This window comes from Streptomyces sp. NPDC002004, from assembly GCF_053593975.1.
This window is the reverse complement of sequence record NZ_JBSFDP010000017.1, coordinates 99,689-126,609: the sequence shown is the minus strand read 5'-3', so window position 1 is coordinate 126,609 and position 26,921 is coordinate 99,689. Positions and strand designations below refer to the sequence as shown.

The 26,921-nt window shown below is 73.0% G+C and carries 21 protein-coding genes; 12 read left to right on the top strand and 9 right to left on the bottom strand.

The genetic code is table 11. The features are described from left to right. Positions 1-303: DUF6777 domain-containing protein (locus ACWCP6_RS24075; protein ID WP_450934586.1), on the bottom strand; the 303-nt coding region annotated here is incomplete at its 3' end. A gap of 790 nt (positions 304-1,093) precedes the next feature. Between ACWCP6_RS24075 and ACWCP6_RS24070 the strand changes: the two genes are divergently transcribed. Together ACWCP6_RS24070 and ACWCP6_RS24065 are read left to right on the top strand one after the other, a co-directional pair. Next, positions 1,094-2,335: a PP2C family protein-serine/threonine phosphatase gene (locus tag ACWCP6_RS24070; RefSeq protein ID WP_450934585.1), complete on the top strand. Its 1,242-nt coding sequence runs from the start codon at positions 1,094-1,096 to the stop codon at positions 2,333-2,335. Between the two features lie 137 nt (positions 2,336-2,472). Further along, on the top strand, positions 2,473-2,655 hold the full coding sequence (locus ACWCP6_RS24065; RefSeq protein WP_450934584.1) for a hypothetical protein: 183 nt from the start codon (positions 2,473-2,475) through the stop codon (positions 2,653-2,655). 100 nt (positions 2,656-2,755) lie between these two features. Here ACWCP6_RS24065 and ACWCP6_RS24060 read toward each other — a convergent pair whose 3' ends face one another. Continuing rightward, positions 2,756-3,148, bottom strand: a complete 393-nt coding sequence (locus ACWCP6_RS24060; protein WP_450934583.1) for a VOC family protein — start codon at positions 3,146-3,148, stop codon at positions 2,756-2,758. Between the two features lie 179 nt (positions 3,149-3,327). Between ACWCP6_RS24060 and ACWCP6_RS24055 the strand changes: the two genes are divergently transcribed. The 3 genes from ACWCP6_RS24055 to ACWCP6_RS24045 all read left to right on the top strand — a co-directional run bounded on the left by ACWCP6_RS24055 (position 3,328) and on the right by ACWCP6_RS24045 (position 6,641). Beyond that, entirely contained in the window at positions 3,328-4,218 is an 891-nt protein-coding gene (locus tag ACWCP6_RS24055) for a LysR family transcriptional regulator (protein ID WP_450934582.1), read from the top strand. Between the two features lie 160 nt (positions 4,219-4,378). Further along, positions 4,379-5,065, top strand: coding sequence for a hypothetical protein (locus tag ACWCP6_RS24050; RefSeq protein WP_450934581.1), 687 nt, complete (start codon positions 4,379-4,381; stop codon positions 5,063-5,065). Positions 5,066-5,315: 250 nt separating this feature from the next. Continuing rightward, positions 5,316-6,641, top strand: coding sequence for a S1 family peptidase (locus tag ACWCP6_RS24045; protein ID WP_450934580.1), 1,326 nt, complete (start codon positions 5,316-5,318; stop codon positions 6,639-6,641). A gap of 471 nt (positions 6,642-7,112) precedes the next feature. Here the strand turns inward: ACWCP6_RS24045 and ACWCP6_RS24040 are convergent, their stop codons facing one another. Next, entirely contained in the window at positions 7,113-7,886 is a 774-nt protein-coding gene (locus ACWCP6_RS24040) for a LysR family substrate-binding domain-containing protein (protein WP_450934579.1), read from the bottom strand. 58 nt (positions 7,887-7,944) lie between these two features. Between ACWCP6_RS24040 and ACWCP6_RS24035 the strand changes: the two genes are divergently transcribed. From ACWCP6_RS24035 to ACWCP6_RS24015, 5 genes are all read left to right on the top strand, one after another. Further along, positions 7,945-8,349: a DUF5997 family protein gene (locus ACWCP6_RS24035; protein ID WP_450934578.1), complete on the top strand. Its 405-nt coding sequence runs from the start codon at positions 7,945-7,947 to the stop codon at positions 8,347-8,349. A gap of 237 nt (positions 8,350-8,586) precedes the next feature. Continuing rightward, positions 8,587-9,819 carry an FAD-dependent oxidoreductase gene (locus ACWCP6_RS24030; protein WP_450934577.1) on the top strand — a complete coding sequence of 411 codons (1,233 nt, stop codon included), beginning with the start codon at positions 8,587-8,589 and terminating at the stop codon, positions 9,817-9,819. 362 nt (positions 9,820-10,181) lie between these two features. Next, positions 10,182-11,873 (top strand): sigma-70 family RNA polymerase sigma factor, encoded by a 1,692-nt coding sequence (locus ACWCP6_RS24025; RefSeq protein ID WP_450934576.1) that lies wholly within the window; start codon positions 10,182-10,184, stop codon positions 11,871-11,873. Positions 11,874-11,940: 67 nt separating this feature from the next. Further along, a complete protein-coding gene (locus tag ACWCP6_RS24020; protein ID WP_450934575.1) occupies positions 11,941-12,690 on the top strand; it encodes a DUF4142 domain-containing protein in 750 nt (249 codons plus the stop codon). A gap of 309 nt (positions 12,691-12,999) precedes the next feature. Next, positions 13,000-14,091, top strand: a complete 1,092-nt coding sequence (locus ACWCP6_RS24015) for a phosphatidylinositol-specific phospholipase C domain-containing protein (RefSeq protein ID WP_450934574.1) — start codon at positions 13,000-13,002, stop codon at positions 14,089-14,091. 34 nt (positions 14,092-14,125) lie between these two features. Here the strand turns inward: ACWCP6_RS24015 and ACWCP6_RS24010 are convergent, their stop codons facing one another. The 4 genes from ACWCP6_RS24010 to ACWCP6_RS23995 form a co-directional block, all read right to left on the bottom strand. Then, positions 14,126-16,234: a sulfatase gene (locus ACWCP6_RS24010; protein ID WP_450934573.1), complete on the bottom strand. Its 2,109-nt coding sequence runs from the start codon at positions 16,232-16,234 to the stop codon at positions 14,126-14,128. A gap of 312 nt (positions 16,235-16,546) precedes the next feature. Then, positions 16,547-18,112 (bottom strand): phospholipid carrier-dependent glycosyltransferase, encoded by a 1,566-nt coding sequence (locus ACWCP6_RS24005; protein WP_450934589.1) that lies wholly within the window; start codon positions 18,110-18,112, stop codon positions 16,547-16,549. A gap of 494 nt (positions 18,113-18,606) precedes the next feature. Then, on the bottom strand, positions 18,607-18,996 hold the full coding sequence (locus ACWCP6_RS24000; RefSeq protein WP_450934572.1) for a DUF4267 domain-containing protein: 390 nt from the start codon (positions 18,994-18,996) through the stop codon (positions 18,607-18,609). A 160-nt stretch (positions 18,997-19,156) separates the two neighbouring features. After that, on the bottom strand, positions 19,157-19,822 hold the full coding sequence (locus ACWCP6_RS23995; protein ID WP_450934571.1) for a hemerythrin domain-containing protein: 666 nt from the start codon (positions 19,820-19,822) through the stop codon (positions 19,157-19,159). A 92-nt stretch (positions 19,823-19,914) separates the two neighbouring features. Here ACWCP6_RS23995 and ACWCP6_RS23990 point away from each other — a divergent pair, with 92 nt between their 5' ends. Further along, a complete protein-coding gene (locus tag ACWCP6_RS23990) occupies positions 19,915-23,658 on the top strand; it encodes a BTAD domain-containing putative transcriptional regulator (protein ID WP_450934570.1) in 3,744 nt (1,247 codons plus the stop codon). Positions 23,659-23,817: 159 nt separating this feature from the next. On the opposite strand, the gene ACWCP6_RS23985 is transcribed toward ACWCP6_RS23990, so the two are convergent. After that, positions 23,818-24,648, bottom strand: coding sequence for a transglutaminase domain-containing protein (locus tag ACWCP6_RS23985; RefSeq protein ID WP_450934569.1), 831 nt, complete (start codon positions 24,646-24,648; stop codon positions 23,818-23,820). A gap of 446 nt (positions 24,649-25,094) precedes the next feature. On the opposite strand from ACWCP6_RS23985, the gene ACWCP6_RS23980 reads away from it, so the two are divergent. Further along, a complete protein-coding gene (locus ACWCP6_RS23980; protein ID WP_450934568.1) occupies positions 25,095-25,703 on the top strand; it encodes an SGNH/GDSL hydrolase family protein in 609 nt (202 codons plus the stop codon). 159 nt (positions 25,704-25,862) lie between these two features. Here the strand turns inward: ACWCP6_RS23980 and ACWCP6_RS23975 are convergent, their stop codons facing one another. Further along, positions 25,863-26,867 carry a serine/threonine-protein kinase gene (locus tag ACWCP6_RS23975; protein ID WP_450934567.1) on the bottom strand — a complete coding sequence of 335 codons (1,005 nt, stop codon included), beginning with the start codon at positions 26,865-26,867 and terminating at the stop codon, positions 25,863-25,865. Positions 26,868-26,921: the final 54 nt, after the last annotated feature.

Below are 26,921 nucleotides of genomic sequence, written 5' to 3'. Positions count from 1 at the left end.
GCCCAGGACGGAGATCTGCCGCGGCACATCACAGCTGGCCAGCCTCCGCGTCCCCCCGTACAGGCCCGGTGTGTCCCCGTCGACGGTCCGCACCGTCCCGTCGCCCGCCGACGCCGGCATGCCCGGCAGCGACGCCCCCGCCGGCGGCACGTCGCCCTCCCGTACCGTCGACTCCGTGAACGGATCCTGCCCCGCGCTCCCGGCGGACTGCAGGAACACCTCACCCTGCTGCCGATGCCCGATCCCTTCGGGTTGCGTGAGGGCGAGAGCCAGGACCAGCGCTGCGACCGCCGCGGCCGTCACCGCGGCCACCTGCGGCACCGACTTCCGCCAGCGCCGTTCCCGGGCCTTGCCGGGTACTCTTCCACGGCCCGGTACCTCGCTTTCGGGCGGGACGTCCGGGAAACCCGAGCCCGCACCGCCATCGGACGGCGGGCCGCCGGGGGACGGCGTACCGACGGCGCACGGCCCGTCGTCTCCCGAGGGCGTACCGCCACCGGAAGGCGCACCGTGACCGGAGGACACACCGCCACCGGACGGCGGACCGCCATCGCGGGACACAGCGCCACCGGACGACACACCGCCGCTGGACGACACGCCGCCACCGGAGGGGACGCCTCCACCGGACGGCGCACCGGTGCCCGGGGGCGGGGTCCGATCCGTCCGGGGCAAACCGGCAAGCGGGCCTGGTGGGGGTCCCGACGCCCCTCCCTCGGACGCCCCGCCGGGAGAACCCGGCCGGGGTCCGGAAGAGGGCCCCGGAGGAGGCCCTGATGCGGGGCCGCACGGCGGCTGGTCGGCGCTCATGAGCTCTCCTCTCCCACTCGGCCCTTCGGGAGACCGCAACGGTCCTCCGATCCATCGAACTGGCCTCCCATTGACCCCCACCGTTCCGGTCCGGGCACGCCCCGGGAATCCGTGGCTTGACACCCGGGGGCCGTCCCGGTAGCCGCACCCGGCGGTCCGGAGCGGCAGGCGCCGGCGACCTGCACTCCCGCAGCGGCGGCCCGACCGGACGGCGGCCTCGACAGGTCCCATAGTTGAAGACGAGGAGCACGCAACCCTGACGGCGGCAGGGCGGACGGGAGTGCATGTGACAACACGGCCGATCGACTACCGGGCGTTGTTCGCGGCCACGCCCAGTCCCTATCTGGTCCTGGGTCCGGACCTGGTGATCGTCGATGTCAACCAGGCGTATCTGACGGCGACGGGCCGTCGTCGGGAGAACCTGGTCGGGCTGTACATCTTCGACGCCTTTCCCGACAATCCGGCGGACCCGGGCGCCGACGGCGTGCAGAACCTGAGCGCCTCCCTGCACCGTGTCCTGCGCTCGCGTGAGCCGGACACCATGGCGATGCAGAAGTACGACATCCCCGTGTCCGGAGGCCCCGACCTGTTCGAGGAACGGTGGTGGTCGCCCGTCAACACCCCGGTCCTCGGTCCGAACGGACAGGTGGCGTACATCATCCACCGGGTGGAGGACGTGACCGCGTTCGTGCTCTCCCACCCGTCCCGCCCGCTCGCCGACGGGCCCCTCACCGAGAGACAGGCGATGGAGGCCGAGCTCTATCTGCGTGCCCGGGAGCTTCAGCGCCTCAACGACGAGCTCCGGCAGGCGCACGCACGGGAGCGGGAGGTCGCCGTCACCCTGCAGGAGGCGATGCTGCACACGCCCGACCTGGCCCGGCACCCGAAGGTCGCGGTGCGCTACCTGCCCGCCGCCGGATCGCTCAACGTGTGCGGCGACTGGTACGACGTGGTCGATCTGCCGCACGAGAGATTCGGCGTCGCGGTCGGTGACGTCGTCGGGCACGGCCTGGAGGCCGCCGCCGTCATGGGCATGCTGCGCAGTGCGCTGTCCGCGGCCCTGCGGACGCTCCACGAGCCGGCCAGGGCAGTGGAGGTCCTGGGCCTGTACACGCGGTCGGTGGAAGGGGCTCTGGCGACGACCGCGTTCCAGGCCGTCGTGGACCCCGCGGGCCGGCGCATCTCCTACAGCAGTGCGGGCCATCCCCCTCCGGTCCTGGTCCATCCGGACGGCCGCTGGGACCTGCTGGACCAGGCCACCGACCCGCCGCTCGGCGCCCGTCCCCGGCATGTCACCCGTCCCCAGGCCGAAATCGGCTACGACCCCGGCGACACCCTGGTGCTCTACACCGACGGGCTCGTCGAACGCCGCGGCGAGGACATCGACGTCGGCCTGCGCCGGCTCACCGACGCGCTCGCCGCAGGCGCCGTCCTCGGCACGGACCGTCTGGCCGACGCCCTGCTGGCCCGGCTCGGCGTCAGCGGCGGAGGCCGCGACGACATCGCCCTGGTCATCGTCCGTCTCTGAACGTCCCCCGGGCGTGGTCGCCCGCATGCGCCGAAGCCCCTCGCGAGGGGGAATCGGGGACGGACGCGCCCGTCCCCCTGTGTCCCCGCTCTTGATCGCGCGTTGAACCGGGTATGGAGAGCAACGGAGATGACCCCGTGTCCTACGCGTCCCTGCTGGAGCCCTACTGGCTCGGGCCGGAGGCGGAAACGCCCGGCAGGGGCATCCCGGACGAGGCGGGGGCGGAACCGGCGCCGAAGGGCGGCAGAGCCATGGTGGTCGCCGTCGCCGTGGTGACCGTCGTCGCGGCCGTGGCGACCGTGCTGTGCGAGATCACGTGAGCGAGGTGCCGCCGGCCCGCGCGGGGCGACGTGGCCCTCCGACGGGCCGGCCACCCCGGGCGGGCGCGCCGGCACTCGCCCCCGGCGTCAGGGGATCCGCTCACGCGGCGTCCTCCGGGTACCAGCGCAGTTCGACGGTGTTGCCGTCCGGGTCGCTCACGTAGAGGGACAGCGCGGTGCCGCGGGCTCCGAAGCGCTTACCGGGGCCGTCGAGCACCGTGAACGTCCCCGAGTCGATGACCTCCTGCCAGTCGAGCGGCTCCACCACCAGGCAGATGTGGTCGACGTTGGAGCCCTGCGGTGCCCCCTCCGGGCCCTGGACGATGTCGATGATCGTGGTGGGGCTCACCCGCACGGACGGGAAGGGGGCCTTGCCGGCCCGCCATTCCTCGACGCGCACCGGCTCCAGGCCCAGGGGGCCGCAGTAGAAGGCGAGCGAGCGCTCGACGTCGGCGACGTTCAGGACGAGGTGGTCGAAGGCGATGACGCGCATGGAACTCTCCACAGGGCCGGCGCGGACGCCGGGGCGTCCGCGGTCATAGGGCCTGCTCACAGGCCGTTGTGTCCGCAGCGGGGGCTCACCGCGCCCCCGCACCCTCAGGATCGCGGAGCCGCGGTCCATCGGTCCAACACATGTTTGTCATCTGATCGATCGCGTATCACGATCGATGGGTGGATCTACAGCAGATGCGTTACGTCGTCGCGGTGGCCGAGACCGGGAGCTTCACCCGTGCCGCGGAGCGGTGCCTCGTCGTCCAGTCGGCGCTGAGCCACCAAGTGGCCCGACTGGAGAAGGAGTTGGGGGCCCGGCTGTTCGACCGGACGAGTCGTTGGGTGCGGGTGACCGCGGCCGGTGAGGCGTTCCTGCCCGCGGCACGGCAGTCGTTGGAGGCCGCCGAACGCGCGCGCGAGGAGGTGGCGGCGGCCGTGGGCGAGATCCGCGGCCGGCTGACCGTCGGCGCGATCCCCACGGTGACGGCGGTCGACCTGCCCGCCGTGCTGCGGGAGTACCGCCGCCGCCACCCCCAGGTGCGGATCAGCCTCCGTGCGGGCGCCAGCGAACGGCTGGCCGAGCAGGTGCGCGACGGGGCCCTGGACGCCGCGTTCCTCGGCGTGCAGCCGGGATTCCGTCCCCAGGGAGTACGGGACCATGTGCTCGCCCGGGGTGATCTCGTGGCGGTGGTCGAGCCGGGGCACCCGCTCGCCGCGGAGGACGAGGTGGACCTCCGGCGCCTGGCCGAGGAGCTGTTCGTCGACTTCGCGGCCGGAAGCGCGGCCCGGGCTCAGTCCGAGGAGGCGTTCGCGGCGGCCGGCCTGCACCGGGAGGTCGCCTTCGAGGTGTCCGGGGTGGAGTTGCTGGCACGGATGGTCCGCCACGGTCTGGGCGTCGGGCTGCTGCCCGCCGCGTTCGCCGCCGAGCTGCCGGGGGTGCGGTGCGTGCGCATCCGGGACGCGCCGGTGCGGATCGAGCGCCTCGTCCACTCGCGGTTCGGCCCGTCCCCCGCCGCAGGTGCCTTCCTCGAACTGCTGGGAGTCTCAGGGCCCGCGTCCGGGGACGGGTGAGGGCCCCCGGGGTGCCGTCCGGCGCGGTCCCCGACAGGGCCCGCCCCGGACCCGCCCGCCGGGTTCCGCACGCTCGCGACGGATCACGGAACCCCGCCGTCCGGAGGGTTCCGGGTGCGAGACTGACGAACTCAGTCGGTACGGCACCGGAGGAGTACCCGTGTCTCCCAAGACCCCGGAGGAACAGCCTCCCTCACGAGTCGACAACCAGGTCTCCGGCGATGTGACGGGCCATGTCATCCAGGCGGGGTCCATCCGTGACGTGGTCATCCACACCCACCCCGAGAGCCCGCACGCACCTGCGGAGACACCGCTCCTGGTGACCGCCGAACCCGTCAACGTCCGGTCGGCGGGCCTCATCATCCCCGCCGGGGGCCCGGACGGCGAGGACGAACACCTCATCGCGGCGGCCGGGGTGAGAGCGCTCGTGGAGGCGTTCTCGGCACAGGCCGTGATCCTCCACAGGATGCGGCCAGTGATCCTGTCCGCAACACCTCCGCGGCCCTGCCTGTACCTCAACTACGCGGGCCTGCTCGACGAACGGCGGTTCAGCGTCGATCTCGACGCGGAGCGGCCGGTCCTCCGGCCGCAGCCGGACCCGTACGCACCGCGCGGCGCCGACTCCCCGCTTGCGGACTTCCCCTTCACCGTGACCAACAGCGATCCGGAGCTCTTCATCATCAGCCCGGCCTCCCGGTACGAGGTCCTGTGGCGACTGGAACTTGGCTGGACGAGCGCCGGGCGCAGCGGAACGGTGGTGATCGACGACGGGGGAAGCCCCTTCCACTACCACCCCGGAACACCCGAGCACCCGTCCGCCGGCCGCACGATCTCGGGCCCGTACTGATCCTCCGTCGGCTCCACGCACCTCTGCGTCCGGCGGACCGGGCAGCGATCGGCACCCGGCGCAACGCCGAACTCGGCGTCGTCCACGCCCACTTCACGCCCGCGTTGATCGACCGCCTCTCCGTGTGGTCCTGCGTTTCGATCGGCCAACGGATGAACGGGACGGCACGACGGCGCGTATGGAAGGGGGAGCGCACCGCCCCGTGCGGTGTATCGCGCTGGTGCCGGCGGGACGGCTGTGAGGGTGATGAATGAGGCGTGCACGACGCGGTCGGGGAAGGTTCGTGCGGCTGGCGGCCGTGGGCGGGCTGCTGTGCGGCGGGCTGATGGTGACGAGCGCGATGGCGGTCGAGCCGGCCCCGGGGACGCAGGCCGGGGGCGGCGCGGTCCGGCCCGTGGATCTGGGCGGGCGTCTGGTGTCACAGCTGGGCCCCACGCGCACCGGCGGTAGCTGGATCGGCGCCGACGGCCGTCCGGTCGTCGCCGTGACCGACTCCGACGCCGCGACCCGGGTCGAACGGGCAGGGGCGCGCGCCAAGGTCGTCCGGATCAGTCTGCGGCGGCTGCGTTCGGCCACGGACGCACTCGCCGCGGCGCCCCGGGTGCCGGGCACGGCCTGGGCGGTGGACTACGCGACCAACAGGGTCATGGTGCAGGCCGACAGCACGGTCTCCTCCGGCGACTGGTCCCGCATGTCGCACCTGGCCGGGCGGCTCGGGGGTTTCGTCCATATGCAGCGCACCCCGGGCTCGTTGTCGACCAGGCTCGCCGGCGGCGCGCCCGTCTTCGCCCGTGACGGACGCTGCTCCGCCGGTTTCGACGTGACCGACGGGCGGCGCAGCTTCATCCTGACGGCCGGGCACTGCGGGCCCCGTGGCACCGTCTGGTTCAAGGACGCCGAGGGTGCCGAGACACTGGGCACCACGGTGGCCGACGACTTTCCCGGCACGGACTTCTCCCTGATCGCCTACGCGAACGGCGCCGCCGACGGGGCTGACACCGTGGTGGACGTCGGCGGCGGCCGGGGCGTGCGGATGACGGCCGTGGCCGATCCCGTCGTCGGGCAGGAGGTCTTCCGCAGCGGCAGCACCACGGGGGTGCACTCGGGGCGGGTCACCGCGCTGAACGCGACGGTGAACTACCCGGAGGGCACGGTCACCGGCCTCATCGCGACCACGGTGTGCGCCGAACCCGGCGACAGCGGCGGACCGTTGTTCGCCAGGAACGCGGCCCTCGGGGTGACGTCGGGAGGCAACGGCGACTGCACCAAGGGCGGGGTCACGTACTTCCAGCCGGCGACGAAGGCGATGGAGGCGCTCGGCGTACGGCTCGCCGGTGCCGGGGCGGACGGCGCGGGCGGCGGCGCCGGCACGGGCCCGGCTCGCGCGGCTTCCGGAGCAGTGGCGCCGCAGCCGGTGGACTCCCTCTCCCTGGAGGGCGTGTTCGGTCCGTGGACGCTGCCGACAGGTCTGGCGGTGATCGCCGTGAGCCTCGCCGCGCTGGTGGCGGGCCGCTGGATCCGGTCGGCCCAGGACCGCAGGAGCTACCGTCGCGAGTACTCGCGGGTCTGGGGCTGATTCCGCGGCGCGGCGTACCCCCGCGCGCAGGTCATGCTGCCGCGCACCCGCACCCGCACCCGCACCCGCACCCGCACACAGCTCATGGGTCCCGTCCGGCCTGCGCGTGGGCAACCCAGGGGACGAAGGGCGAAACCCGGCCGGCGGCCTCCCACGGCCCCGGCAGGGCCACCCTCGCCTCGTGGCCCGCGAAGTCGCCGACCCGTACGCGCGCGGTGCATGCCGCACGGCCTCGCACGCCGAGCACGCCGAGCACGTCGGCCACCGCCGGGCACACCGTGCCGTCCGGCCCGCTCTGCGCGCCCGGCGCCCTCGCTCCGTCGGAAGCCGTACGCACCCGGGCGTCCCGCCGGACGCGAGCCCGCCCGGCACCGATCCGGCTACCGCCGGCCCTCGGTCTCCTCGTGGCGGTTGGCCGCGCTCAAGCGGCTGATGGAGGACGGGACGGAGTGAGCCCCGGCGCGGGAAGGGTCACGACCGGCGGCGTGGCTTGCCCTTCTTGCCGCCGCCCTTCGAGCCTGCGGAGCCGCTCCGCGGAGTCCTGCGTGCCGTCCTGCCGCTGCCGGCCGAGGCCTTGCGCTGTGCGCCGCCGGCCTCCGAGCGCTTGCCCTTGGGCTGCTCCGGGGCAGCAGGGCGACGGCCCCGCGAACTGTTGACCGTCCGGCCGCGGACGATGCCGATGAAGTCCTCCACCATGTCGGTGGTCTCGTCCTCGGGCCACGACAGCGCGACGCGCGACTGAGGGGCGTCGGTGACCGGCCGGTAGACGAGGTCCTTGCGATGGTGCAGGCGGGCGATCGACTGCGGGACCGCGAGCAGTCCCACGCCCGCCGCCACCAGCTCGATGGCGTCCGCCGTCGTGGCGGGGCGCTCGATCGCGGGCCGGCCGGGGGGACGCTCCCAGTCCAGGGTGTCGTCGAGGGGATGGAAGACGACGTCGTCCGCCAGGTCCTCGGCCGACACCTCCTCGACGGCGGCGATGACGTGGTCCTTGGGGATCACGACCACCGTCGTCTCGGTGTACAGGGGGATGGCGCTGAGATCCGTCCGGTCGATCGGCAGCCGGACGAACCCCGCGTCGGCACCGCCGCGACGCAGCACGTCGGGCGCCTCGGCGGCGGTCACCTGGACCAGGTCGAGGGGGATGCCGGGCTGGCGCTCCTGCCAGATCCGCACCCACTTGGCCGGGGTCACACCGGGGACGTATGCGAGCCGAAACGATGAGGTGTCTTCCGCGCCTGTCACCTGCCCAGGTTACCGGGCCTGGTCGGAGCAGGTGCGCGCGCTGGATACCCTTGACCCCATGACGTCGCACAAGAACACCCAGACCATGAAGCCCGCGACCGCGGCGAAGAAGCTGGGTGTGTACCTCGAGGCCACCCCCGCGGAGTTCCGGGAGGGCGTCGTCACGCGCGACGAGCTCAACGCACTGCAGGCCGATCCGCCGGAGTGGCTGCTGGAGCTGCGCCGCAACGGTCCGCACCCGCGCCCGGTCGTCGCGGCCAAGCTGGGCATCTCCATCTCGGGTCTCGCGCGCGGCGGCATCACCGAGCCGCTGACCACGGAGCAGATCGAGGCCCTGAAGCAGGACTCCCCCGAGTGGCTGCGGAAGGAACGCGCCACGCAGGCCGAGGTACGCAAGGAGACCGTGCGGATCAAGGAGAAGCGCGCGGAGCGCGACGACGCCTCCCGCAGTCAGCACTCCTGACCTCCTCCTTCCCGACGGAGCCGCCCCGCGGCCCGTGACGGCGCGGTGCCGCACCGTGCTCATACGCCCGGTCGCCCGCCGGCGGGCGGTCGCCGTGCCGCCGCCCCATACGCCTCGACGGGGCCGCTCCCCCCTCCCGCGCGGCGCGCCACTCCGGCCCGCCGCGGACTTAAATGGTCGTGAGGGCATGAGCCCGGTGCCGATGATCCGGCACCGTCGGCGAAGGGAAGGGCTGCGATGGAGCGGACCACGTGTTGCGTGGTGGGCGGCGGTCCCGCCGGGATGGTGCTGGGCCTGTTGCTGGCCCGGGCGGGCGTGGCGGTCACGGTGCTGGAGAAGCACGGCGACTTCCTGCGCGACTTCCGCGGGGACACGGTGCATCCGTCCACCCTGGCGCTGCTGGACGACCTCGGTCTGGCCGAGCGGTTCGCCGGTCTGCCGCAGCGGCGTGTGACGACGGTCCAGTTGCCGCTCGGTACGGACGGCTCGCTGGTGACGGTCGCCGACCTGCGCGTGCTGCCGGGCCCGTACAACTACGTGGCGATGGTGCCCCAGTGGGACCTGCTCGACCTGCTCGCCGACGAGGCGCGCAGGGAGTCGTCCTTCTCCCTGCGGATGAACACCGAGGCGACGTCCTTCCTGACGGAGCGAGGTCGCGTCACCGGAGTGCGCTACCGCACCTCCGACGGCCGCACCGGTGAACTGCGGGCCACCCTCACGGTCGCCTGCGACGGCCGCGGCTCGCAGGCCCGCTCGCGGCCCGAACTGGGCCTGCACCACTTCGCCTGCCCCATGGACGCCTGGTGGTTCCGGCTGCCGCGGCGGGACGGCGACCCACGCGGGCTGGTGGGCGGCGCCGGCGAGCGGTTCCTCACCGCCATGATCGACCGGGGCGACTACTGGCAGTGCGCCACGCTGATTCCCAAGGGGACCGACGCCGAGCGCCGCGCTGCGGGCATCGACCGGTTCATGGCGGACTTCGCGGCCGCCGTGCCATGGCTCGCGGACCGGGTGCACGCACTGCGGTCGTGGGACGAGGTGAAGATGCTCGACGTACGGCTCGACCGCCTCGCGCGCTGGCACCGCCCGGGACTGCTGTGCATCGGCGACGCGGCGCACGCCATGTCCCCCGTCTTCGGCATCGGCATCAACCTCGCCGTCGAGGACGCCGTGGCTGCCGCCCGGTATCTCGTCGAGCCGCTGCGTGCCGGCCGGGTCGGTCTGAGCGACGTACGCGCCGTCCAGCGCCGCCGATGGCCGACGACGGCCGCCACGCAGGCTCTGCAACGCCTGGCCCACGCCCGGGTCATCGAGCCCGTGCTGTCGGGGCGTCCGCCGTTCGGCGACGCCCGGCGGGCACAGCGCGCGGCCGAACTGCTCACCACCTCACGGTGGCTGGGCCGCGTGCCCGCGTACTTCATCGGCTACGGCGCGCTGCGCGAGCGTCCGCCGGCCGCGTCGGTGCGCTGAGCGACCCGAGGAGCGCGGCCCGCGCAGCGCCCCTCGTCACCCCCGGGAGCGGATGCGGGCCTGCCGTGGCGGCAGGGCTCCCCCGGCCATCGCCGCAACCGCTCGTCCCGGCCGTGACCGAGGACTCGCCCCGGCATCGAGACAGGCCCGCCCCCGCCCTGAGGGCAGGCGCGTCAGGCCCGCGAAGTCCGGCTCGTTCACGCCCTGGAGGCAGACGCGTTCGGCCCGTGAGGGCGCCCTCGATCCGGCCGCCGTGAGATGCAGCGCAAAAAATTTTCCGGGTTTCTGTTATCCGCACCTGCCTGGCAGGGTCTCCCCTATCGACAGCGCGCAAAGACGTTCGACAGGGAGCCGGGATGGACATGACGTCACACGAGGCCGCGGTCATCGCGGCCGCGCAGACTGGGGACCAGTGGGCGCAGGACGAGTTGGTCGCCACCTACCTGCCGTTGGTGTACAACATCGTCGGACGTGCGCTCCAGGGTCACGCCGATGTCGATGACGTCGTCCAGGAGACGATGCTGCGGGTTCTGCACAATCTGGGCAGCCTGCAGCGCCCCGACGGGTTCCGCTCCTGGCTGGTGGCCGTGACGATGAACGAGATACGTCGGCACTGGCGCGGCGGCCAACCGGTACCTACCGGGGCAGGTATGGACGAAGCGGCCGATATCGCCGATCCCGGCGCCGACTTCGTCGATCTGACGATCATCCGTCTCGGGCTGTCCGGTCAGCGCCGGGAGGTCGCCGAGGCGACGCGCTGGCTCGACGAGGACGACCGCGCCCTGCTGTCGCTGTGGTGGCTGGAGGCCGCGGGCGAACTCACCCGCGCCGAGGTGGCCGCCGCCATGGAACAGTCCGTGCAGCACACGGCGGTTCGTGTGCAGCGGATGAAGACCCAGCTGGAGACCGCCCGGGTCGTGGTGCGAGCCCTGTCGACCCAGCCCCTGTGCGAGGAGCTGCGGGGGATGCTCGGCCACTGGGACGGCGTTCCGTCCGCGCTGTGGCGCAAGCGCGTCGCCCGGCACGCACGCGGTTGTGTCGCCTGTTCGGGACACTGGTCCGGCCTGGTGCCCGCCGAGGGACTGCTCGTCGGCCTCGGCCTGGTCCCCGCGACATCGGGTCTGGCGTGGCTCATATCCAACGGCTTCCAGGGCGAGACCGTCGCCTCGGCGGCCGAACTCGGCGATCCCGGCCAGGCCTTCGACCAGGTGGCCGACATGGCGCCGCGACCCGCGTCTCCCGTCTCGCACCGCGCCGGCGGGCGGCGGCCGGGCGCCCACCGCGCACATCGCGCGCTGCGGGGCCGGCCCCGGGGGGCCGTGGCGGTCGCCGGAGGCGCCGCGGTGACCGCCACCGCGGCGGCAGCCGCCCTCTCCATAGCGCTCGCCTCCCCCGGCGGAAGCAAGAGCAACACGAGCGCACCTGCCGCGCCGCTGGCCAAGACCTCGACGGCCGCAACCAGTCCCGACGCGACGCCGACGCCGACTGCGTCCCGGCCCTCGCACTCTCCTTCCGCGGATCCCACCGCCACGCCGAGCCGGACGAAGAGCGTCGTGGTGAGCCGCGAGACCCGGGCCACCGCGACCCCGTCCCGTCCGAGGCCGAGCACCCCGACCGCCCGGCCCCGGACGAGCAACGACCCGGCGCAGCAGGTCCTCGCCCTCATCAACAAGGCACGCGCCGAGCACGGGCTGCCCGCCTACACGATGGGATCGGGCCTGGTCCGCAGCGCGGCGGCGCACAACTCGGCGATGGACGACGGATGCGGTCTGTCCCACCAGTGTGCGGGCGAAGCGGCCCTGGGCGAGCGGGAGACGGCCCACGGTGTGCAGTGGGGAGCGGCGGGCGAGAACATCGGCCAGGCGTCGTCCGGATCCGCCACGCAGCAGATCGCGGACGCCGCGCTCGGCCTCACGCAGTCGATGCTGGACGAGAAGCCCCCGAACGACGGCCACCGTCAGAACATCCTCAGCACGACGTTCCACCACGTCGGCATCAGCGTCCACCGCAACGCGCAGGGCACGGTCTGGCTGACTCAGGACTTCTCCGACTGAGGCGGTTCACGGCACCATCGGGCAGCTGAGGCCCACCTCTGCGGTGGGGCCCGTGCAAGGAGAGACAATGTACATTTCACGCAGCATGGCGGGCACCGGCATGGTGGTCGGAGCCATGACGCTGACCGCCGCCGCGCTTGCCTACCCGCTGATGCTCGGTGTGCAGAACACGACCGACTCCCCGTCGCGCGTCATCGCGGACACCCCGTACGGTCCGCTGACGGAGGCGGACCGGGACTTCGTCGTCAAGGTGCGGTCGGCGGGCCTGTGGGAGTACCCCGCAGGCCAGATGGCCCTCCAGAAGGGCACCACCGAGGCGGTCAGGACAGCCGGCCGGCATCTCATCGACGGCCATGCCGGGCTCGATGCCACCTGCCGTGCGATAGCGCCCCAGCTGGGCATCAGGCTGCCCAATCAGGCCAGTCCTCAGCAGCAGGGGTTCGTGGCGACGCTGGCCTCGGACAGCGGCAAGAAGTTCGACACGGACCTCGCCAACATCCTGCGGGTGACACACGGCCAGATCTTCCCGGCGGTCGCGAAGATACGGGCCACGACCAAGAACTCGCTGGTGCGCCAGCTCGCGGACCAGGCCAACGACACGGTGCTCGACCACATCACGGTGCTGGAGAAGACCGGCCTGGTCGACTTCGACTCGGTCCTCAACCAGGAGACGGCGAGCCCGACGCTGCCGTCGGAGAGCATGACTCCGCCGCCGCCCTCGCAGGGCGCGCCCACGGTCGTCCTCACTCCGCCCGCGCAGGACACTCCTGCGCAGGACACTCCCGCCCCGGAGACCGTCGCACCGACGGTGGGGTGAGTTGCGGGACCGCACCTGCGGTCCGCACCGGCATACAGGGGGACCGGGCCCGGTACGCGTGCCGTACGGGCGCCGGGTCGGCCGCCGTTCGGACCGTGCCCGCCCGGCCGGGGCGGGCGCCCTCGGGTCCGTCGGCCGGGCCTCGACGCGCGGGGGAAGAAGGAGTACCGGTGGCCCGCTGCGGGCCACCGGGCTTGCTGTGAGAGCGCCATGAGAATCGCCGGACCCGGTATTTGTCATGTCTGCGCCCATTAGTGTGTGGCGCTGACCATGTCGGCCGAGCCCGACGACCCCCCACGAGGAGGAATCATGCGCTCTCCACGGCCCAGACCCTTATCCAGGAGCCGGCGTACGACGCTGTTCGGCGTATTCGCCGCCTGCTTCGCACTGCTCCTGACCGTCCCCGCCGCCGGTGCGTCGGCGGCCGGGACGGAGTCGTTGCCGCTGTCCGGGGCGACGGGTTCCGGACTGCACAACGCCTACGACCCGGCCTCGTTCACGTATCTGGCGCAGGCGCTGGACACCGGCACCTCGATGGTCGAGATCGACGTGTGGGACGACTTCATCACCAAGGAGTGGAAGGTGAGCCACTCCAACCCGCTGGGCAACAAGAACAACTGCGTCAACGCCTCGACCCCGGCCCAGCTCTACAGCGGCAGCGCCAACAAGAACCTGGAGAGCTGCCTGGACGACGTACGCGTCTGGCTGGCCGCCCACCCCGGCCGCGGACCGCTGATGATCAAGCTGGAGATGAAGGCGGGCTTCCAGGCCCAGTACGGCCTCGGTCCCGCCCAGTTGGACCGCGCGATCAGCGCCCACCTGGGCTCGGCCGTCTTCCGCCCCGCGGACCTGCTGGCGAAGCCCGGCGGCGGCCAGTACGCCACCCTCGACGAGGCCGCGGTCGCGGGCAACTGGCCGACCCGCGCACAGCTCGCGGGGAAGGTCGTCCTCCAGGTCATCCCGGGCACCGTGGAGGAGGCCAACCCCACCGACTCCCTGTGGACCGACGCCGAGTACGCGGGCTACCTGCGTGACCTCCGGGCGAGCGGACACATCGGCCAGGCGCAGATCTTCCCGACGGTTCACAAGGCCCAGGCGGGCGACCCCCGTTCACGCTACAAGGACGCCTCGCTCCGCCCTTGGTTCGTGGTGTTCGACGGCGACGCGACCGCCTACGTCGACGGAACCATCGACACCGCCTGGTACGACACCCGCCACTATCTCCTCGTCATGACCGGCGCCCAGAGCGTCGCCCCGGCACTCGACGACAGGAACCCCGCCCCGGCCGACGCCCGGGCCCGCGTCGCCCGGCTCGCGGCGGCCCACGCCAGCATCGTCTCCAACGACTGGACGGGCCTGCCCGACGTGCAGGGGCTGACGCTGCCCCGCGGAACCGGCTGACCGCCGGCCGGAGCACCACGTGCCCGCAGGACGTTCAGCCCGAGGACCGCTTCGACGGGCTGGAGCCGGCCTGCGGGCCGTAGGTGGTCAGGAAGCGGTCGCGGAAGGTGTCCATGCGCCAGACGGGGGCCTGCGGGCCGGGCTTGAGCCCGCTCTGCCATTTCCAGCCCGACATCCGGTCCAGCACGGCCGGATCGTGGGCGACGATCGCGACGGGCACGTCCCGGCTGGCGTGCACACCGGAGACGATCGGGGCGGGCTGGTGGTCGCCGAGGAAGACGAGGACCGTGTTCTTGTTCCCGTACTTCTCGACGTACGACACGAGGCTGTTCACCGAGTACTGGATGGAACGGCCGTACTCGGTGCGCACCTGGGAGGCGTCCTTCCACACCTGCTTCGGGTCCTTGCCCGCCTTCGCGATCCCCTTGTAGACGGAGCCGTCGCCGACCTGGTCCCAGCCGAGCGTCTTCGGCAGGGGCGCCCAGGGCTCGTGGCTGGAGGTGAGGATGACCTCCGTCATCAGGGGCTTGTCGTGCCGCTTGCCGTGCTCCAGCCGCTGGAAGGCCGAGAGGGTGTACTGGTCGGGCATGCGCGACCAGCTGAAGTTCGGGCCCTGGTAGCCGAGGTGGTGCGAGTCGTAGACGTGGTCGAGGCCGTAGAACTTCGCCTCCGGCCAGGACCGTCGGACGCCGGGCATGATGCCGACCGTCCGCCAGGCGCCGGTGCGCTTGAAGGCGTCGGTGAGGCTCATCCGGCTGCTCGAGGTCACGGTGCGGTACCGCTGCTGGTCCTTGATCCACAGGCCCGACATGAAGGTCGAGTGGGCCAGCCAGCTCCCCCCGCCGAACGTGGGTGAGGTGAGCCAGGCGCTGCGGGTGGAGTATCCGGCGGCGCGCAGCCGCTCGGTGTCCTTCGCAAGCACCGCGTCGACCCCCGGCGCCATCCCCGGGTCCTCGACCGCGCCCCGGCCGTAGCTCTCGATGAAGGCGAAGATCACGTCCTTGCCGCGCAGCCCGGTCAGCAGCTGGTCGGACGGGGTCCGGGCGAAGTCGTCGTGTGCCGCGGCCTTGGCGAACGCCGCGTTGTCCTTGATGTCGGCGCGCACCTGGCCCACCCGGTCCTCGACGAGCGCGGCCACGTTCCTGGACGCGACCGGCGAGCCGATGACCTGGACGCCGAGCGCGGCGCAGGTCATCCACACCGTGCCGAGTATCAGGGTGGTACGGGTCGCAGCGACCCGGTGCCGGGCCATGAGCCGGGTCAGCCGCAGAACCGAGAAGACCATGAGGACGGGCAGTCCGAGGGCAAGGACGAGGATTCCGATGACGGCGCCGGTGGCGGCCGTCTGGCCCGCCGAGTCCCGGAAGGCCGACTCGGCGTCGCCGAGCAGGGGCCAGTCGAGCATCAGGTCGAAGGGCCGGTCGAGGATCGAGTAGAAGCCCATGTCGATGAGCTTCACAAGAGTGAGCAGGCCGAGTACCAGCCCCAGGAGCACCGCGACCGTCCGCCTGGCCCGGGACCGCAGCGCGAGCAGCGCCGCGGCGGCGAGTATCGCCTCCACGGGCAGTCGCACGAAGGTGCTGGGCTTCAGATAGGGCAGCGAGTTGGGGAGCAGGAAGGCGCAGAGCACGAGGACGGTGGCCGCGCCGGTGGCGACGAGCCCGGCCGTTCGGGCCACGGCCGGGTACCGGTCCCGCCAACTGCCGCCTGTGCCGGACGTGTCCGGGGAGCTGCTCGCGGTGGCCCCACCCGCGTCGGGGGCAGTGCCGTCGGCTGCTTGTTCCGTGGCCGAGGCGGTGTCTCCGGACACCCTCGCGGCACCCGAAGCGGAGCCTGCGGACACAACCTCGGTATCCGAAGCGGAGCCTGCGGACAAGCTCTTGGCATCGGGGGCAGCGCCTCCGGGCGTGCCCTGCGCATCCACGGGTGCGTCCCCCGCTGCTTCCTCGTCCTTGGTACCGGGGCCGGCTTCCGCCGTGGCGGTGGCTGCGGCCGTGGCTGCGTCGGAGGTGCCGTCATCGGCCGCCCCGTTCGCGCCGGGGGTGGCCTCGCCGTCTTCCGCGGCGTCCTCCCCTTCGGGGACGGTGTCCGCCGTCTCCGGGTTCCCGTCGGGGGTGGCGTCTACGGCGCCTTCGGTGTTCATGGCGCCCTCCGCGCCGGCGGCTCCGCCGGGAGGCGTCTCCTGCGGAGGGCCGGCCTCGGCAGGGTCCTCCGGCGTGGGTGCCTTTTCCGTGCTCGGCTGCTGACGAGAGCTCGAGGTGAGCGACAACCCGACATTCCTTCCACGTGAAGCCCGCTGGTGGCGCGGCGGGCCTAACCGGCACGGTGGGGCCGCCGTGGACTGGTACGGCTCACCGGCGGCTTTCGTTCAATGGCCGGCGCCACGCGCCCGGGAAGCGTACGGGGACCGCGCCGGGCCGCGGACGGCGGTCGCCGCGCAATGGACCTCTTCCCCTCACGGCCTGCGGTAGATCGTGATGGAATGGCCGACTTCGTCGATCTGCCTGCTCCCCTCGATCAGTGCCGTGAGCCGGCGGCCGCCCTTGACGATCGAGGAGTCCGACACCACCAGCAGACCGTGCACCATGCGCGGGGGCACCTTGCGCGGGTCGGAGGCGTGGATGCCGTACGCGGACGGCACGCCACTGCCCTTGTACACGAGCCAGACCCTGTCGTGCGGGTGACGCCGCCGCAGCCGGTCGGCCAGCCGCCCGAGGTCCTGGCCCCAGTCGACGTTCGAGTCGTGCAACCGCAGGTGCGTCTGCGCCGGCCCGCCGAACGCCTCGTTGGAGTAGGGCAGGTAGTACGGGTACGTCAGCAGTGAACTCACCGCGACGAACAGGACCATCGCGGACGTCACCACAGGTGCCCAGCGCCGCCGGAGGACGAGAACGGCGGCCCCGCCGACGGCCAGGAACATCGGCACGAACACGGCGTACCGGACGCCGAGGTCGCGCGATCCCGTCATCGCCGCGCCCAGCAGTACGGCCGTGGGGAGCAGGACGTACCCCGCGGCGGGCCGCAGCCGGGGAACCGTCACCAGCGCGACGGCGCCGATGAGCCACAGCGCGAGCATGCCGAGCGGTGTCTTCACCAGGAGAGCGGCCGGAAGGTAGTACCAGAGCGCACCGCGGTAGTGCCGGCCGAAGAGATATCCGCCCCACGTCCTGTCCTCGAAGCCGAACTGGACCCGCATCCCGTCCCCGTAGGGCCTCGGGAAGGGCAGCCACTCGGCGGCCGCACCCCGCAGCCCGTGGACGACCGGCAGATGGGCGGGCGCCGTCCAGCGCAGCCGTGGATCGACGGCGAGGTAGACCGCCCAGACCACTGCGACCGCGATGAGCGCCACCCCGGCCGCCGCCGCGACGCCGTGCACGAGGAGCCGCGCCCTCTCACGCGGACCGAGGCCGGACCTTCGGCGGGCGTGTCGGTACGACACGACGGCCAGAAGCAACACCACGGGTATCGCCGGCAGCGCACTCATCTTGGTGGCCAGGGCGGCTCCGAGGGCCAGTCCGGCGAGCGGGAGGTGGCGGAGCGGCCGCCGGCGGGCCCGCCACAGGGCCCAGAGCGACGTCAGCAGGAATCCGGCCGCCGGTACGTCGAGCGTCGCCAGCGACCCGTGGGCGATGACGTCCGGTGAGAACGCGAACAGGGCGAGCGCCGCCAATCCCCCGCCGGGACCGGTCAGATCACGGGCGAAGGCGAAGACGACCAGCCCGAACAGCAGGGTCAGTGCGATCACCGGCAGCCGGGCCCACAGGGTGAGCCGCCGCGGGTCGTTGCCCGACTCGTACAGCAGATGCCGCCCGAGGGCGCCCTGGTCGCCGGAGAAGCCCCGGTCGAGGTGCGGATGGGCGAACAGCAGTCCGGCCGCGATGATCAGCTTGCCCAGCGGCGGGTGCTCGGGGTTGTAGCGCAGGCTGTGCTGCTGCGTGTACACAACCGCCGTACCCATGTACACGGGCTCGTCGATGGTCGGGGTCTGCTGCACGGCCGTCGTGACCATCGCGACCGCCATCTCGGCGAGCAGCGCCGCCGCCGCAAGCCCGACCCCCCACCGCCGGAACCACCACGGGAGTGCCGCGGACCGTCGGCCCCGCTGCCCGGCGGCTCCGCCCACGCCCCCGGCACCGTCCGTCCGCTGCGTGGCACCGCCCTCCGTGTCCTCACGGCCGCGCCACGGTGGCGCGTCCCCCGGGGCGGGGGCGGAGCGCTGCGAGGAAACCGCGGGCCACCACGACGGCCGCTGACTCATGAGCGAAAACATCGACATCTCCGACGACGGCCCGGAACCCGATCCCGCCTGGCGGGTGGCTGACAACAATCTGAGCGGCGTACTGCGCGGCGGCCCGGACCCCGCGCTCGTGGCCCGGCGTTTCGTACGCGCGGGCCGGTCGTCCCGTTCATCGCCATGGGATGCGTACGGACGACGAGGGGACGGCCGGGGCGGGAGACCGGCGTCCGGTCTCCCGCCCCGGCCGCCCCCGTGCGTGGGCGACGTGGCGTGTCGGGTCAGGCGACGGCGGGCGGGCGTTCGCGCAGGAGCAGCGCGGCGGTCAGGACGACGAGTGCGGCGGTGAACCCGTGGATGCCGAACGCGGCAGCGGCCGAACCGTGGCTGCTCAGCACGACGACCATGTCCCCCGCGGGTACGAAGGCGATCGCCAGCATCGCCCATCCGAGGGCCCTGCGGTGACCGGTCAGCAGCAGCGCGAGCACGACCAGGCCCGTGGCGATGTCACGGACGCCCTTGACGGCGAGGAACGCGGTGCCCTGGTGCTCGGGCCACGTCGGGACGCCGAAGTCGGACGCGGCCGACTGCGGGGCGAGCAGAAAGCGGAGACCGATGTAGATGATGAACACGCCGCCCAGGACGGCGAGGATGGTGGCGAGACGCTTCATGGCTGATCAGTCCTTCGTGGGAAAGGGTGGGTGGGGCGGGCCCGGTGGGGCGGGAGAGGAAGGGCGCGCCGTGGAGCGCACCCGGCCTTGCAGCGCCGGTCCGTGGGCTCCGGGCGTGAGGCCCTTGTGCGGTCTGCGGACGACGCCGTGCGGCGCGCTGTCAGCCGCGGATGCGGCGCATCCGCCGGGCGTACTGCGGGCGGCCGACGGCGTACCAGAGCAGCCGGGCGGGCAGGGGCAGCCCGCCGAGGACCGTCGGGCGTTCGGTCGCGTCCGCGTCTTCGAGGACCATGCCCAGGAAGAACAGCAGCTTGGGCTTGGGCGTGGCGGCCTGGAAGTGCTCGCCCATCGCCTTCCACTCGTCCACGGTGAGATGCCTCTCGGCGAGCGGCAGCAAGGACCTCTCCTCCTCGTCGAGGTGTGCCACGAGGACCGCCCGGTGGTCGGCGAGGGCGGCGACGAGCGCGTCGCGCTCGGCCTCGCCCGCCCCGGACTCCCAGGCGGGCACGGCGACTTCGGCCGCCGCGAGGGTGGCCGCGACCCACTGGTGCTGGGCCTCCATCCGCAGGACGAGGTCGGCTTCGAGGTCGACACGGGCCAGCAGCGGCGGCCAGAGGTTCTCGTCCTCGCCGTGGTGGTGGTTGTGCAGACCCAGCCGGTAGTCGCGGAAGTGGGCGCCCAGGAGCCGGGCGCGGGCGGTGTCTCCGGGGGCCACGTCGGCGATCAGCTCGACCAGCAGGCGTGACTCGCGGCGCAGGCCCCGATGGATGATCACCATCTCGTGGGTGTTCGGGCGGGGTGTCGTGGTCGTGTTCGTGGTGTCCATGCGACGAGCCTGGCCCGGGGCTCATGGAGGGCACTTGGAGACGGCTTGGAGGGGCCCGGCGAAGATCGAAGGCATCTACGATGTGCGGCGAGATGATGTCCATACGTGTGCTCGGCGCCCTGGAAGCCGAGCGGGACGGCGAGCCGGTCCCGCTCGGCGGTCGTCGGCAGCGCTCGGTGCTCGCCCTGCTGGCCGTGGCGCACGGCCGGGTCGTCCCGGTCGACCGGATGATCGAGGACATCTGGCAAGGGGCGCCGCCTGCGCAGGCGGTGACGTCGCTGCAGGCGTACGTGTCGAATCTGCGCCGTCTGCTGGAGCCCGGCCGGCCGCCGCGCACCCCGGCGCGGCTGCTGGTGAGCGCACCGCCCGGGTATGCGCTGCGGTTGGCGGACGAGGCCGTCGACGGCTGGCGGTTCGAGCGGCTGCTCGGCGAGGCACGCGACGGGGCGGAGCGGCGGCCGGACGTCGCGCGCCGTCTGCTCGGCGAGGCGCTGTCGCTGTGGCAGGGACCGGCGTACGCGGAGTTCGCCGACGAGCCCTGGGCGCGCGCCGAGGTCGCGCGCCTGGACGAGCTGCGGCTGGTCGCGCGTGAGGTGAACGTGACCGCGGCGCTGAGGTCGGCGGATGTGGCCGGGGCCGTCGTCGAGGCCGAACTGCTCACCCGTGACGCGCCGTTGCGCGAGGAGGGCTGGCGGCTGCACGCGCTGGCGCTGTGGGCGGCCGACCGGCAGGCCGACGCCCTGGCTGCGCTGCGCCGGGCACGCGCGGTGCTCGCCGAGGAGATCGGTCTCGATCCGGGACCCGCGCTGAACGAGCTCGAAGCGGCCGTCCTCGGCGGGCACACCGAGCTGTTGCGCCGTGCGACGCAGGCGCCCCGCGGGGCGCCGGCCACCCCGGCGGAGCCTTCCGCACGGCCGTCGCACAACGCACCGGGAGCGTCACAACGGCCGCGCACCGCTCCGCACGCGTCGCACACCGCGCCGGGAACCGTGGCGCAACAGCCTCCTGCCGCGGTGGGCATGCCGGGTCGACGGCCGGGCACGGCGTCCCCGGGGGTACCGGCGCAACAGCCGCACACCGCGGCGGAAAGCCCCGCCCGAGCGCCCCGGGCCACGGCCCAGGATGCTTCCGCGTCTTCGCGCACCGCTCCGCAGGCCTTCACCCACGCACCGGCGGGGGGACCCACCCAAGCACCGCACACACCGGCGGAGGGACCCGCCCAACCACCCCGCACCGCAGCGGACTTACCGCCGCATCCGTCGCCGGGCGGGTCCGACCCGGTGGACCCGGGCCCGGCCCCCGCCGGTCGGGATCCGCAGCCGCCGGGCCGTCCCGCCGCGGAGCCGGAGCTGTTCGTCGGACGCGGTCCCGACCTCGCCCGGCTGGTCGAGTGCGCAGCCCGCGCGGCCGCCGCAGGCCCCGGGGTCGCCCTGGTCACCGGTGAGGCGGGGCTGGGGAAGTCGACGCTGCTGGACCGGTTCGGTGAACGTCTGCGCGCCGACGGCTGGCTCGTCGTGGTGGGCCGGACCACCGACGCCGAGGGTGCGCCGCCCGCCTGGCCCTGGGTCCAGGCGCTGCGCTCCGTCGCCGCCTCGGCACCGCCCCCGCCCGACTGTGCGCAGGACCTGGCCCCACTGCTCTGCGACGACGCCTCCGGTACGGCGCGCGTGACGCATGAGGACGCGGCCGCCGGCCGGTTCCGGCTGCATCGCGCGGTGTGGCGGTGGCTCGCGGCGGTGGCGCACGAGCGGCCACTCGCGGTGCTGTTGGACGACCTGCACTGGGCCGATGCGGAGACCCTCGCCCTGCTGGCGGCGTTGCCCGAGCCGCCGTCGGGGACCGCCCTCCTCGTCACGGCCGCCTACCGTCCGGACGAGATCGACGGCCGGCTCACCGACACTCTTGCCGTACTCGCCCGGCGGGCGCCGCTGCGGGTCGCGCTGGAGGGGCTGTCCGGGACCGCCGTCGCGGACGTGGTCCGGGCGGCGGGTGCGGGTCCGGTGGACGCGGAGACGGTCGCCGCGCTCACCGAGCGCACCGGCGGCAATCCCTTCTACGTCCGCGAGAGCGCCCGGCTGCTGAGCGCCGAGGGCGCGCTGGTGGCCCTCTCGGAGGTGCCGGACGGGGTGCGGGACGTGCTGCGCCGCAGGCTGGGGCGGCTGCCCGAGTCATCGGTCGCGGTACTGCGGCTGACGGCCGTCGCCGGGCGCGAGGCCGAGGTCGAGGTGCTGGTGGATGCCGCGGACACCGGCGAGGAGGCGGTGCTCGATGCACTGGACGCCGGTCTCGTCGCCGGGCTGCTGACGGAGCCGTCGCCGGGCCGGGTGCGGTTCACGCACGCGCTGGTGCGGGACACGCTGCTCGCCGATCTGAGCGGGATGCGGGTCGCACGGATGCACGGCCGGATCGCGGCGGCGCTGGAGCGGCTGGGTTCGGCCGATGTGTCCGCGCTGGCCCACCACTTCGCGCGGGCCTCGTCGTCGCCGACGGCCGCCAAGGCCGTGCAGTACTGTCTGCGCGCGGCCGCCCTGGCCGAGGGGCGCCATGCCCACGATGCGGCGGCCGACCTGCTCACCACGGCGCTGGACTGCCTCGAACGCATCCCGGAAGCGGCCACGGACGACCGGGACGCGGAGCGCATCGACCTGCTGGGCAGACTGTTGCGCGCGCAGGTGAGGACGGGCGCCGTCATGGCCGCCCGCGCGACCCGGCAGCGCGCGATCGAGGCCGCGGCCGGCAGCGGTCGCGACGAGCTGCTGGTCGGCGCGCTCACCGCGTGGTCCGAGCCGACGCCGTGGCAGACCCGGCCCTACGGTGTGGTCGACGAGCCGGTGGTCGCGCTGCTGGAGCGGACGCTGGACCTGCCGGGCCTGGCGCCGGCCGACCGTTGCGGGCTGCTGCTCGCCTACTGCGCCGAGCTCTCCGACATGCAGAACCCACGGGTGCGGGCGGCGGCCGACGAGGCTCTCGCCCTCGCCGGGACGCTCGGTGATCCGCACCTTCGTGCGCGGTCACTCGCGGCACTGGTGCGCGAACTCGACGTCGAGCGCGAAGGCGGCGAACAGGCGGTGCGGAGCGACGAACTCGTCGCGCTGGCCACCGAGCACGACCTGCCCGTGTTCCGCTGGTACGGCCTGTTCACGCTGGCTTCGTCCGCGGCGGCCGAGGGCGATCCGGACGGCGCGTACGAGCGTCTCGACGCGTGCATGGAGCTGGCCCGGGCCTACCGGATGCCGGGGCCGCTCGCGGTCGGCCTCACCGCGTCGGCGACGCGCGCGACGATCGAGGGGCGTGGCGAGGACGCCGAGAGGCTGTACGCCGAGGCGGCCGCCGGCATGGCCCGGCAGGGCTCGCCGCACGCCGAGGGATTCCTGCTCCTTGCGACGGCGATCGTCAGGGCCGGCCAGGGCCGGCTCGCCGAGGTCGTCCCGCAGGCACGAAGGATGGTCGACGACTACGGCTCCGCGGCGGCCGACCTGCTCGCGGCCGCGCTGTGTGCCGCCGGGGAGGAGGACGAGGCACGCGAGATCCTGGCGCGGGTCGGGCCGCTGCGCACCGATTTCTTCTTCAAGGTGTTCGCGACCTTCCGCGCGATGGCGGCGGTGGCGCTCGGTGAGAAGGACCGGGCCCGCGAGCTGTACGAGGCGCTGCTCCCGCACCGCGACGCCCAGCCGCCCTCGTCCGGCTTCACGGTGGCGATCCGGCCCGTCGCGTACACCCTCGGTGAACTCGCCGGTCTTCTGGGGCTCGACGGCGAGGCCGCCGCGCACCGCGCCCGTGCCGCCGCCATCGCCGAACGATGGCACACCGCCGCGGAAGGCGGCGTGCCCGGATGACCGGGCCTCCCGGTCGTGACGGGCGGGACACCGCCTGACGGGACGTGTCCGGCCGGTCGTGCGGCTGCTCCGGTTCCGGCTCACGCCCTGACCGCGGCACGGGGTCGGCGTGGCGATCCGACGGACGCCGAGCGGCACGGATACGGCCGTTCCTGCCGGTCAGAAGCGGGCGTTGCGGACGGCGGACGGCACGTGGGCGCCCGCCGAGCGGCGGCCCAGGACGGGCTCGGCCAGCAGCCTCGCCATCCCACAGAGGGTCTGGCCATGCCGGGCGAAGAGTTCGTCGCGCGAGTCGAAGTGGCCGAGGTCCGCCAGGACATGGGCCGAGAGATCGCACGCGGTACCGACGGCCGGGCAGACCGTCGTGCCGTCCCAGTCGATCGCCGTCCTGGACAGCGCCTCGAAGAGCGTCTCCGTGCCGGCGTTGGTGAAGCCACCACCGTGAGCCTCGCTCAACTCGTCCAGGTCACCGAAGAGTTCCGAGACCGTCAACCAGGGCGCGGTGGGGTGGTCGGTCGGCGACAGACCCCCGATGCGGAATTCCGGCCATGCGAGCACGACCTGGTGCGGGACGATCCGGTGCAGCCGGGGGAAACGCGGATACCAGAACGCCCCGTCCACCAGCAGGCCGCGCACCCGCGTGGCCACCCCTGATGCCCGCGCGACGGACTCCAGGACGGCCAGCCGCTGGCTGCACGAGCCGCGGCGACGGCGAAGCACCTCCGACACGGGCCGCTCGTCCTGCACCGAGTACACCGGCTGCACCGCTGCGGCGATCCATCGGTGGGCCCGACGCAGGGCTGCTGTCCGGCGGGCGGGACCCGAGGTGTCCTCCGAGTCCGCCGTGATCTCGATCCGCCGGAGCAGCGAGGCGACATGCGGATGCCGCCAGTCGAGGATCCGCGTCGGGGACGTGCTCCCCGCTGCCGTACCCCCGTCGGCCGTGCCCGAGCGGGCACGGCCTCGCGGCATGAGAAGCGAGCTCGTCATGACCGTGGTCCTCTCGTCCAGCACCCTCCGGGCGGCACGACGTATCGTGACAGAGAATTTGAACGCGTTCAACCACGGTGCGTCTCCACCGACCCCCTCGGCAGGATCGACCGGACCGTTCCCAGGGCCTGTTCGGAGTCGTGATCTCGGACCAGATGATCGCTTCCGGCAACGGCGATCGAACCGATGGATCTCTTGCGCGCTTCGACGTGAAGTGGCTTGGGTCGGGGTGCTGCCTTGGGCTGGAGTGCCTCTTACCCGAGTGGATGGTCCGCAGACGTTCATCCGCTTCGCCGACCACGTCCCGGCGAGTGCTGCTATTGACCGTGGTTTACCGTCTGATCTGGCACGCGGTCGTCGGCTGGTAGGTTGCTGCACCGTCTTCGGTGCCTTGCGAGCTCGGTCGTCAGGGATGCGCGGCGACCGGACGCAGAGGGGGAAACACCATGATTCAACTGTCGGACGGGCCCATGACCTGGGTGGCGACCGGGGACAGCATCACCCAGGCCGTATTGCACACCCACGGCGCCCGCGGCTGGGTCGAGCACCTGCACGAGCGGGTCAGGTGGCAGATGGACCGGCTCACCGACGTCGTGGTCAACACCGGCGTCTCCGCGTGGAGCGCGGTCGACGTGCTCGCGGCCCACGACCGCCTCATCGGGCGGTTCGAGCCCGATGTGCTGTCCGTGTCGCTCGGCACCAACGACTGCCTCGCCGGAGAGGACGGACTGCCCGACTTCCACGACGCGATGCACCGGATCATCTCCAGGGCGGAGCCGCAGACACAGGTCGTCCTGCATACGCCGGCGCTCGTCAGCGCCTCGGGGCGGAAGCAGCGCGCGGCCCTTCCCGCGTACTGCCAGGCCGTACGGGAGATCGCAAAGGACGCCGGCGCGCTACTCGTCGACCACGAGGCCCACTGGCTGGAGCACTACGGCACGGCCGACCCGATCCCATGGCTCGACGACCCGGCCCACCCCAACGCGGTCGGCCACCTGCACATGGCGAACCACACCCTGCGCGTCATGGGCCTGGGCGAGTTGGATCCCCTCTAGGGTCCGGATAGGGGCCGTACCGCCCGATCGGCAGATGAGGTCCCATCAGATCCCAGTCGGCGTCGCTCAGTTCATGCCGAAGCACGCAAGAGATCTACCGGTTCGATCACGGTTGCCGGAAGCGATCACCTGGACCAGGATCACGACTCCCAACAGGCCCTAGCCGTCCGGGAATCCCATGACCGGCCGGGCCCAGGCCGGCGGGTCCGGTGGCGACTGCCGGGCCGACTCGCCCATGCCTGGCTCCACCAGGGTCGGCGGATGGGTCCCCCGGCGGGGGGCGGCGGCGTCGGCCCGGCGCAGGGCGGCGACGAACTCCAGACAGGAGTCGTAACGGTCGTCGGGGACCTTGGCCAGGGCTCTCGCCATCGCGTCGTCGAGCGCGGGGCCGATACCCGGCCGCCGCTCGGACAGGGCGGGCGGCTGGTCGTACTGGTGCGCCCACAGCAGCGCCATGTCCTCCTCGCGCTGGAAGGGGGGCCCGCCCGCAAGGGTTTCGTACACGACACAGGCCAGGCTGTACTGGTCGCACCTGCCGTCGACGGGGCGTCCGGAGATCTGCTCCGGGGCCACGTAGTCGAGGGTGCCCACGAACTCGCCCACGGTGGTGAAGCCGGTCAGCGACAGGGACTTCTTCGTGAGCCCGAAGTCCGTGAGGTAGACGTGCTCGGGGTGGTCGCTGTCGGTGCCGCGGGCGACGAGGATGTTGCCGGGCTTGACGTCCCGGTGCACCAGGTCGTGCTCGTGGGCGGCGTCCAGTGCGGAGGCCACCTGCGCCGCGATGCGCAGGGCGGTGGTGACGGGCAGGGGCCCGTCACGGTCCAGCAGTGCCCGCAGGTCCAGTCCGGAGACGTAGCGCATGGCGATGTACAGCACGCCGTCGGTCTCGCCGGCCTCGAAGATCGGCACGATGTGGGGATGGTCGATCGCGGCCGCCACCCGTGACTCATGGGTGAAGCGGCGCCGGAAGGTGTCGTTGCGGGCGAGCTCCGGGGCCAGCAGTTTGAGCGCGACCGTGCGGTCCAGGCGGAGGTCCTTCGCGCAGTAGACCACGGCCATCCCGCCGCGTCCGATCACGCGCTCCACGCGGTAGCCCGCGATCTGCACCCCCACCAGCCCGGACGGCCGCCCCTGGACACCCATGTCGTGCGAAGCCGAGGGCATCAGGCACCTCCGCCACCGGTCGTGGCGATACCCCACCGCCGTACGCCCCGCCCG